The organism is Kitasatospora sp. NPDC043950 (assembly GCF_056435345.1).
This window is the reverse complement of sequence record NZ_JBWKER010000008.1, coordinates 176984-185411: the sequence shown is the minus strand read 5'-3', so window position 1 is coordinate 185411 and position 8428 is coordinate 176984. Positions and strand designations below refer to the sequence as shown.

At 71.5% G+C, this 8428-nt stretch carries 8 protein-coding genes and 2 tRNA genes; 3 read left to right on the top strand and 7 right to left on the bottom strand.

Annotated features, from left to right (window positions below; all coding sequences use genetic code 11):
* Positions 1-105 precede the first annotated feature (105 nt).
* From AC07BF_RS08320 to AC07BF_RS08290, 7 genes are all read right to left on the bottom strand, one after another.
* A complete protein-coding gene (locus AC07BF_RS08320; RefSeq protein WP_350876631.1) occupies positions 106-726 on the bottom strand; it encodes a response regulator transcription factor in 621 nt (206 codons plus the stop codon).
* Positions 727-754: 28 nt separating this feature from the next.
* Positions 755-1987 carry a sensor histidine kinase gene (locus tag AC07BF_RS08315; RefSeq protein WP_363627886.1) on the bottom strand — a complete coding sequence of 411 codons (1233 nt, stop codon included), beginning with the start codon at positions 1985-1987 and terminating at the stop codon, positions 755-757.
* Between the two features lie 104 nt (positions 1988-2091).
* The gene (locus AC07BF_RS08310; protein ID WP_363627885.1) at positions 2092-2925 is read right to left on the bottom strand and encodes an ABC transporter permease; all 834 of its coding nucleotides are present in this window, start codon (positions 2923-2925) and stop codon (positions 2092-2094) included.
* Positions 2922-3926 carry an ABC transporter ATP-binding protein gene (locus AC07BF_RS08305; RefSeq protein WP_363627884.1) on the bottom strand — a complete coding sequence of 335 codons (1005 nt, stop codon included), beginning with the start codon at positions 3924-3926 and terminating at the stop codon, positions 2922-2924. The genes AC07BF_RS08310 and AC07BF_RS08305 overlap by 4 nt, the downstream gene beginning before the upstream one ends.
* A 157-nt stretch (positions 3927-4083) precedes the next feature.
* Positions 4084-4159 (bottom strand) — tRNA-Gly (locus AC07BF_RS08300).
* Between the two features lie 39 nt (positions 4160-4198).
* Positions 4199-4271 (bottom strand) — tRNA-Gly (locus tag AC07BF_RS08295).
* Positions 4272-4408: 137 nt separating this feature from the next.
* Entirely contained in the window at positions 4409-4726 is a 318-nt protein-coding gene (locus AC07BF_RS08290) for a histone-like nucleoid-structuring protein Lsr2 (protein WP_063348519.1), read from the bottom strand.
* A 468-nt stretch (positions 4727-5194) separates the two neighbouring features.
* Here AC07BF_RS08290 and purS point away from each other — a divergent pair, with 468 nt between their 5' ends.
* The 3 genes from purS to purL are packed head-to-tail and all read left to right on the top strand — an operon-like array spanning position 5195 to position 8402.
* On the top strand, positions 5195-5449 hold the full coding sequence (purS, locus tag AC07BF_RS08285; RefSeq protein WP_045692676.1) for a phosphoribosylformylglycinamidine synthase subunit PurS: 255 nt from the start codon (positions 5195-5197) through the stop codon (positions 5447-5449).
* Positions 5446-6147, top strand: coding sequence for a phosphoribosylformylglycinamidine synthase subunit PurQ (gene purQ / locus AC07BF_RS08280; RefSeq protein WP_363579827.1), 702 nt, complete (start codon positions 5446-5448; stop codon positions 6145-6147). The genes purS and purQ overlap by 4 nt, the downstream gene beginning before the upstream one ends.
* Entirely contained in the window at positions 6147-8402 is a 2256-nt protein-coding gene (purL, locus tag AC07BF_RS08275; RefSeq protein ID WP_363579826.1) for a phosphoribosylformylglycinamidine synthase subunit PurL, read from the top strand. The genes purQ and purL overlap by 1 nt, the downstream gene beginning before the upstream one ends.
* Positions 8403-8428: the final 26 nt, after the last annotated feature.

Genomic DNA, 8428 nt, shown 5'->3' with positions numbered 1-8428 from the left:
CGCGATCCGGTCCGATATCCGCTCACTCGCAGGCGCCTTGACCTGCCCCACCCTCGCCACACCACAACCAACGAGACACCGACCACAAAGTCACCAGCATTGGACCTAGATCCAGCCGTGCTCGCGGGCGATCCGCACCGCCGCGTGCCGGTTCTCGGCGCCCAGCTTCCCGGCCGCCGAGGACAGGTAGTTGCGGACGGTGCCGGGGGACAGCGCCGCCCGTTCGGCGATCTCGGTGATCGAGGTGCCGTCGGCGGCCAGCTCCAGGACGTCCGTCTCGCGCGGGGTGAGCGGGGTCTCGCCCGCGCTGATCGCGTCCGCGGCCAGCTCCGGGTCCACGTACCGGCCGCCGGCCCGGACGGTCCGGATGATGCCGGCCAGGTCGGCCGCCGAGACGGTCTTCGGCAGGAAGCCGCGCACCCCGACCTCCAGCGCCCGCTTGAGGTAGCCGGGGCGGCCGTGGCCGGTGACGATCATGCAGCGGCAGTCCGGCAGCAGCCGGCGCAGTTCGGTGGCCACCTCGATGCCGTCCTTGCCGGGCATCTGGAGGTCCAGCACCGCGACGTCCGGGCGGTGGGCCTGCGCCATCGCCAGCGCCTCCGGGCCGGAGCCGGCCTCGGCGACCACGGTGATGTCCTCCTCCAGGGAGAGCAGCGCGGCCAGCGCGCCCCGGATCAGGTGCTCGTCGTCGGCGAGCAGGACGCGCACGGGTGCGGGGTCGGTCATCGGGCGGTCCTCCGTCGGTGGGTGCGGGTCAGAGCGGGACGGCGGCGAGCATCCGGAAGGTGCCCTGGGCGGCCTCGGGGATGGTCAGCTCGCCGTCGTGGGCGGCCAGCCGTTCGCGCAGGCCGCGCAGTCCGGTGCCGCCGCCCAGCGAGGGGAGCGGGACGGCGGGCACCCCGTCATTCTCCAGCTCCAGGACGGCGCGGCCGTCCTGGAGGTTCAGCCGGATCAGGCAGTGGGCGGCCTCGCTGTGCCGCAGCACGTTGGTGGTGGCCTCGCGGATCACCCAGCCGAGCACCGACTGGATCGGCGGCGGCAGTTGGTCGGCGTTCTCGCCGAGGTCGATCTCGCAGGCGACGTCGGCGCTGCGCAGCACCGCGCGGGCGCCGATCGCCTCGGCGTGCAGGTCGGCGGTGCGGTAGCCGCGGATGACGTCCCGGACCTCGCGTTGCGACTCCTGGGCGATCCGCTGCACCTCGGCCATCTGGTCGGCGGCCTCCGGGCGCCCGCGGCGGGCGAACTGGACGGCGAGTTCGCTCTTGAGCGCGATGGTGGTGAGGTTGCGGCCCATCACGTCGTGCAGGTCGCGGGAGAACCGCAGCCGCTCCTCGGCGACGGCCAGCCGGGACTGGGCCTCGCGGGCGGTCTCCAGCTCCCAGATGATCGCGGTCACCCAGGCGAAGCTGCGGCAGGTGCCGACGAGGAAGGTCAGGCTGATCGCCGCCCCGACCGCCAGTCCGGCCGTGGTGGCGGGGCTCATCCCGGCCAGCAGCATCGCCGGGGCGATCAGCAGGATCAGGCCGAGTCCGGCGGCGAAGACCTGGCGCAGGGGCAGGCCCACGCTGATCGGGCCGATGGCGGCGCACAGCATGGCGATGGCGATCGCCGCGGTGAACGGCGTCCCTCCGGGCCGCCCGGGTTCGGCGGAGGACGGGCCCAGCAGCAGGACGGCCCAGGAACCGGCGACCGAGAGTGCGCTGTTGACGATCAGCCAGCGCAGGTGCTCGGTGGGGCGGTGCAGGTAGTGGTCGAGCGAGGTGCGGAACGCCCGGAGGCAGAGCAGGGTGGAGGCGAGCGAGACGACCACGGTGACCCGGACGGCGTCGACCGACCGGTCGATGTTCGTGACGGAGGAGGCGCTGAGCACCAGGTTCACCGGAACGATGCACCAGGCCACCATGTAGAGCGACCAGCGGAAGTACAGCTCGGCGCGTTGGGGCTTGCCGAAGCCCTTCCATCTGCGGACCGGCCCCTGGACGGCCATCGAATCGCTCCCCGTTTCGATCAAGATCGTGTCGCTACCTTCATATCAGAGGCGGAACGGGGGTCTGACCTTCGCACTTCCGGAGAGGGTGCCCGCCGGGGGCGTCAGCGGCGCGACTCCCAGCGGAAGTAGCGCACCGCGCCCCAGACCGCCAGGCCGAGCCAGACGGCGCCGGTCACCAGGTGCGGGGCGGCGGTGGACCAGGTGCCGGCGAAGCCGGTGGCGGCGGCCGAGCCGTCGCTGCCGGTCCAGCCGATCCGGATCAGCTGGAAGGCCGGGGTGGTGGGCAGCAGGCGGCAGAAGTCGGCCAGCCCGGGGGGCATGATCTCCAGCGGGATGAGCAGGCCGGAGCCGAACTGGGAGACCAGCAGCACCGGGAGGGTGGTGATGCCGGCGGTCTCGACGGTCTTGGTGAAGGCGCTGGAGACGGCGGCCAGTGCGATGAAGACGGCGATGCTCAGGACCAGCCCGACGGCCAGCAGCAGCGGGTTCACCGGCGTGCTGAGCTTGAGAAGGACGGCGGCGCCGACGCCGACCACGGCGCACATCATCAGGGCGAGGCTCACCGAGGGCACCGCCGTGCCGGCCAGGATCTCGATGTCCCGGGCCTCGCCGGTGCGCAGCCGCTTGAGCACCAGCTCGTTGCGGCGGGCGACGTACGCGGCGGTCAGGTTGTAGTAGACGACGAAGGCGAGGACGCCGCCGATGGTGCCGGTGATCAGCAGCGTGTCGACGTCCAGTCCGGGGTGGGACTCGGCCTGCTGCTTGAGCATGTTGTGCCGGCCGGCGATCAGCAGCAGCGGCAGCAGCAGCGCGGTGAACAGGGCGGCCCGGTTGCGCAGCAGCAGGGTGGCCTCGGCGCGGCCGAGGGAGAGCAGCCGGCGGGCGGTGGTGCTCTGCGGGCCGGCGGCGGTCTTGGCGGCGGTGGCGGTGGTCATCGGGCGGATCCGATCAGGCGGCGGCGGGCGGTGGGGGCGGCGGGCGACTGGGGCGGGGCCTGGTGGGCGGCCTCGGAGGCGATGGCGAGGAAGGCCTCCTCCAGTGAGGCGCTGCGGGCGTCCAGGGAGCCGAGCGCGATCCCGTGCTGCTGGGCCCAGCCGAGCAGTTCGAAGAGGGTGCGCTGGAGGCCGCCGGTCTGCACGGTGACCTTGCGGCCGTCGACGGTGATCTCGGCCCCGGCGAGGACCGGCAGCGCCGTCCCGGTGAACTCGGGGAGTTCGAAGCTGATCCGGGAGGGCCGGCCGGCGATCACCTCGGCGACGGTTCCGGTGGTGACGACCCGGCCGCCGTGCATGATGGCCAGCCGGTCGGCGAGCTCCTCGGCCTCCTCCAGGTAGTGCGTGGTGAGCAGCACGGTGGTGCCCTGGGCGCGCAGTTCGCGGACCAGCCGCCAGACGGCGGCGCGCGCCTCGGGGTCGAGGCCGGTGCTGGGCTCGTCCAGGAAGAGCACCTCGGGGCGGCCGAGCAGGGCCATCGCGAGGTCGAGCCGGCGCCGCTCGCCGCCGGACAGCTGCTTGACCCGGACGTCGCGGCGGTGGCCGAGGCCGACCAGCTCCAGGGCCTCGTCGACCGGGCGGGCGCCGCTGGTCATGCCGGCCCAGCTGCGGCCGGTCTCGGCGATGGTGAGGTCGCCGGGGAAGCCGCCCTCCTGGAGCATGATGCCGATCCGCGGGCGGACGGCGGCGCGCTCCCGGTGGGGGTCGTGGCCGAGCACCCGGACGGTGCCGCCGGTGGGGGCGGCCAGGCCCTCGATGAGCTCCATGGCGGAGGTCTTGCCCGCCCCGTTGGTGCCGAGCAGGGCGAACAGCTCACCGCGGCCGACGGTCAGGTCGACGCCGCGGACGGCGTGGTAGCCGGTGGTGCCGGTGCCGTAGTGGCGGTGCAGGTCGGTGACCTCGATCACGCTGTCGCCGGGGCGGAGGGGCTGGCTCGTTTCCATGGCTCAAGCCTTCCGCCTCCCCGGCCGGGCGGGCAGTGCGCGCCGTCATGAGCCGGCGGTGGAGATCCACGGGTCGGCGATGACAAATGTCATGGGCCGGGATCGGCGTGGAACGGGAATGCCGAAAGGCCCCCTCGATCGAGGGAGCCTTTCGTTCTGGAGCGGACGACGAGATTCGAACTCGCGACCCTCACCTTGGCAAGGTGATGCTCTACCAACTGAGCCACGTCCGCAGGTCTTACTATGGAGTTGTGCTGTGCTCGCGCACTGCGAGCGGACGACGAGATTCGAACTCGCGACCCTCACCTTGGCAAGGTGATGCTCTACCAACTGAGCCACGTCCGCACGGTGCCTGGTGGGGCACCCGCCGCCTCTCCGGATCTCTCCGTTGCGGCGACGAGGATTACTCTACAGCATCGTTCGGGGTGGTCGCCCCACCCTTTCGGTCCAGGCGGGCGGGGCGACCGGGGTGCCCGGGGCGGTCAGTTCGCCTCGGCGAACTGCTCGTACACGTGCTTGGGGATGCGTCCGCGGGCCGGCAGCTCCATGCCGCGCGACAGGGCCCAGGCGCGCACCGCGGCCGGGTCCGGGGTGAGCGCGGTGCGGCGGAAGGACTTTCCGGTGCGGCTCTGGCGGCGGCCGGCCGCGACGAACGGAGCGAGGGCCTCCCGCAGCTTTTCCGCGTTGTCCACGGACAGGTCGATCTCGTACGACTTCCCGTCGACGCCGAAGTGGACGGTTTCCGCCGCGGCGCCGCCGTCCAGGTCGTCGGAGAGCGTGACAACTACACGCTGAGCCATGGGTGTCAATCCTCTCGGGCAATTCGGCCGCCGGTCCGCGGGGTGCGTCCGGGGGCCTGATGTGCACCCACTCGCGCAAGCGCATACGGGCAGGCCTGGTGGCCCGCCGGATACGCAGCACTTGCCGCGACAGGTGGCCCTATTCTGCACCCGAAGGGGGTCGAAATCGAAGAGTCCGGCATTCTTTTCCGGATATTCACGTGTCTTCGCCGGAGTGCCGGATACCGGAGTGCGGGACGGGTCGATCTGTCCCGGAGTGCCGTATTCGGGTGTTCTTCGGGTGTTCTCGTTCCGGGGGTCGAATCCGTGGAAACCGCGCGGCCCCGCCGGGGGTTCACGGGCTTGGATCCCTTGCCGCGTAAGGGTCTCGAGTCTACGCGCGTCGCCTGCCCCGGCCAGCAATCCCGCCCGAAACCCCCGGTAGTCTGGAGTTCCCCCGCCTCACCGAAGACACCACCGGGAGTGCCAGTGGCACGCGTCGTAGTCGACGTCATGCTCAAGCCGGAGATCCTCGACCCCCAGGGCCAGGCGGTGCAGCGTGCACTGCCCCGTCTCGGATTCACCGGGATCGCCGACGTCCGCCAGGGCAAGCGTTTCGAGCTGGAAGTGGAGGGCCCGGTCGACGACGCCGCGCTCGCCCGTATCCGCGAAGCCGCCGAGACCTTTCTCGCCAACACCGTGATCGAGGACTTCACCGTCCGCGTCGAGGAGGCGGCGAAGTGACCACCCGCGTCGGCGTCGTCACTTTCCCCGGCTCCCTCGACGACCGTGACGCCCAGCGCGCGGTCCGCCTGGCCGGCGCCGAGCCGGTCGCGCTCTGGCACCGTGACAAGGATCTCCACCAGGTCGACGCCGTCGTCCTGCCGGGCGGATTCAGTTACGGCGACTATCTGCGCTGCGGCGCGATCTCCCGCTTCTCGCCCGTGATGGACACCGTCATCGAGCAGGCGAAGCTGGGAATGCCGGTCCTCGGTATCTGCAACGGCTTCCAGGTGCTCTGCGAATCGCACCTGCTGCCCGGCGCGCTCACCCGCAACGACTCGCTGCACTTCGTCTGCCGCGACCAGAAGCTGCGCATCGAGAACACCGGTACCGCCTGGACCCGGGATTACTCGGCGGGCCAGGAAATCGTCGTTCCGCTGAAGAACGGCGAGGGCCGGTTCGTCGCCGAGGAGCGCGTCCTGGACCAACTGGAGGCGGAGGGCCGGGTGGTGGCCCGTTACGTGGCCCGCGGCGATGCCGCTGACGGATGCGGTAACCCGAACGGTTCGTACCGCGACATCGCCGGCATCACCAACGCCGCCGGCAATGTCGTCGGCCTGATGCCGCACCCGGAGCACGCCGTGGAGCCGCTCACCGGTCCGACCGTCGAGGGCCTGGGCTTCTTCACTTCCGTCCTGAAGCAGCTGGTGAACGCCTGATGAGCCTCGACACCGTCAAGAACGCCGAGCAGACCCCGGACGTCGCCCAGCCCTGGGCCGAACTCGGGCTCAAGGAGGACGAGTACGCGCGCATCCGCGAGATTCTCGGCCGCCGCCCGACCGGCGCCGAACTCGCGATGTACTCGGTCATGTGGTCGGAGCACTGTTCGTACAAGAGCAGCAAGGTCCACCTGAAGCAGTTCGGCGACAAGAAGCCCGACTCGGACGCGATGCTCGTCGGCATCGGCGAGAACGCCGGTGTGGTCGACGTCGGCCAGGGCTACGCCGTGACCTTCAAGGTCGAGTCGCACAACCACCCGTCGTACATCGAGCCCTACCAGGGCGCGGCCACCGGCATCGGCGGCATCGTGCGCGACATCCTGGCGATGGGCGCCCGCCCGGTCGCCGTGATGGACCCGCTGCGGTTCGGCGCGGCCGACCACCCGGACACCCGGCGCGTGCTGCCCGGGATCGTCGCGGGCATCGGCGGCTACGGCAACTGCCTGGGCCTGCCGAACATCGGCGGCGAGGTCGTCTTCGACTCCTGCTACCAGGGCAACCCGCTGGTCAACGCGCTGTGCGTGGGCGTCATGAAGCACGAGGACATCCACCTCGCGCAGGCCTCCGGCGCCGGCAACAAGGTCATCCTGTACGGAGCCCGCACCGGCGGCGACGGCATCGGCGGCGTCTCCGTGCTCGCCTCCGAGACCTTCGACGACACCAAGCCGACCAAGCGTCCGGCCGTCCAGGTCGGCGACCCGTTCCAGGAGAAGCTCCTGATCGAGTGCACCCTGGAGATCTTCCGGGAGAAGCTCGTCAAGGGCATCCAGGACCTGGGCGGCGCGGGCCTGTCCTGCGCGACCTCGGAGCTGGCGAGCGCCGGCTCCGGCGGCATGCGGGTCGAGCTGGACACCGTGCCGCTGCGCGACAACACGCTCTCGCCCGAGGAGATCCTCATGAGCGAGTCGCAGGAGCGCATGTGCGCCATCGTCGAGCCCGGCAAGGTCGACCGCTTCCTGGAGATCTGCGAGAAGTGGGACGTCATCGCCACCGTCATCGGTGAGGTGACCGACGGCGAGCGCCTGGAGATCTTCTGGCACGGCGAACTCGTCGTCGACGTGCCGCCGCGCACCGTCGCCCACGAGGGCCCGACCTACCAGCGCCCGTACGCCCGCCCGAGCTGGCAGGACGCGCTGCAGGCCGACGCCCCCACCGGCGAGCGGCTGGCCCGCCCGACCACCGGCGAGGGCCTCAAGGCCGACCTGCTGAAGGTCGCCGGCTCCCCGAACCAGGCCTCCAAGTCCTGGATCACCGACCAGTACGACCGCTACGTGCTCGGCAACACCGTGCTCTCGGTCGGCGAGGACTCGGGCATGATCCGGATCGACGAGGAGACCAACCTCGGCGTCTCGGTCGCCACCGACGGCAACGGCCGCTACACCAAGCTGGACCCGTACACCGGCGCCCAGCTGGCCCTCGCCGAGGCCTACCGCAACGTCGCGGCCGGCGGCGCCAAGCCGCTCGCGATCTCCGACTGCCTCAACTTCGGCTCCCCCGAGGACCCGGACGTGATGTGGCAGTTCGCCGAGGCCACCCGCGGCCTGGCCGACGCCTGCCTGGTGCTCGGCACCCCGGTCACCGGCGGCAACGTCTCGCTGTACAACCAGACCGGCGAGGTCGCCATCCACCCGACCCCGGTGGTCGCGGTGCTCGGCGTCATCGACGACGTCACCCGGCGCACCCCGGTCGCCTTCGCCGAGGAGGGGCAGCTGCTCTACCTGCTCGGCGACACCGCGGACGAGCTCGGCGGCTCGGCCTGGTCGCAGGTGGTCCACGACCACCTCGGCGGTCTGCCGCCCAAGGTCGACCTGGAGCGCGAGCGGCTGCTCGGCGACATCCTGATCGCCGCCTCGCGCGACGGCATGATCGACGCCGCGCACGACCTCTCCGACGGCGGCCTCGGCCAGGCGCTCGTGGAGAGCTGCCTCAAGGGCGGCCACGGCGCGCGGATCATCGTGCCCGAGGGCGCGGACCCGTTCGTGTTCCTGTTCTCCGAGTCGGCCGGCCGCGCTGTCGTGGCGGTGCCGCGCAGCGAGGAGCTCCGGTTCAACGACATGTGCACCGCGCGCGGCCTGCCGGCCACCCGCATCGGTGTCGTGGACGGCGAATCCCTGGACGTCCAGGGCCAGTTCACCGTCTCGCTGGCCGAGCTGAAGGACGCCCACACCGGCGTCATCGAGGCTCTGCTCGCCTGACCCGCGCGGTTCGAGGGGCGGACGGT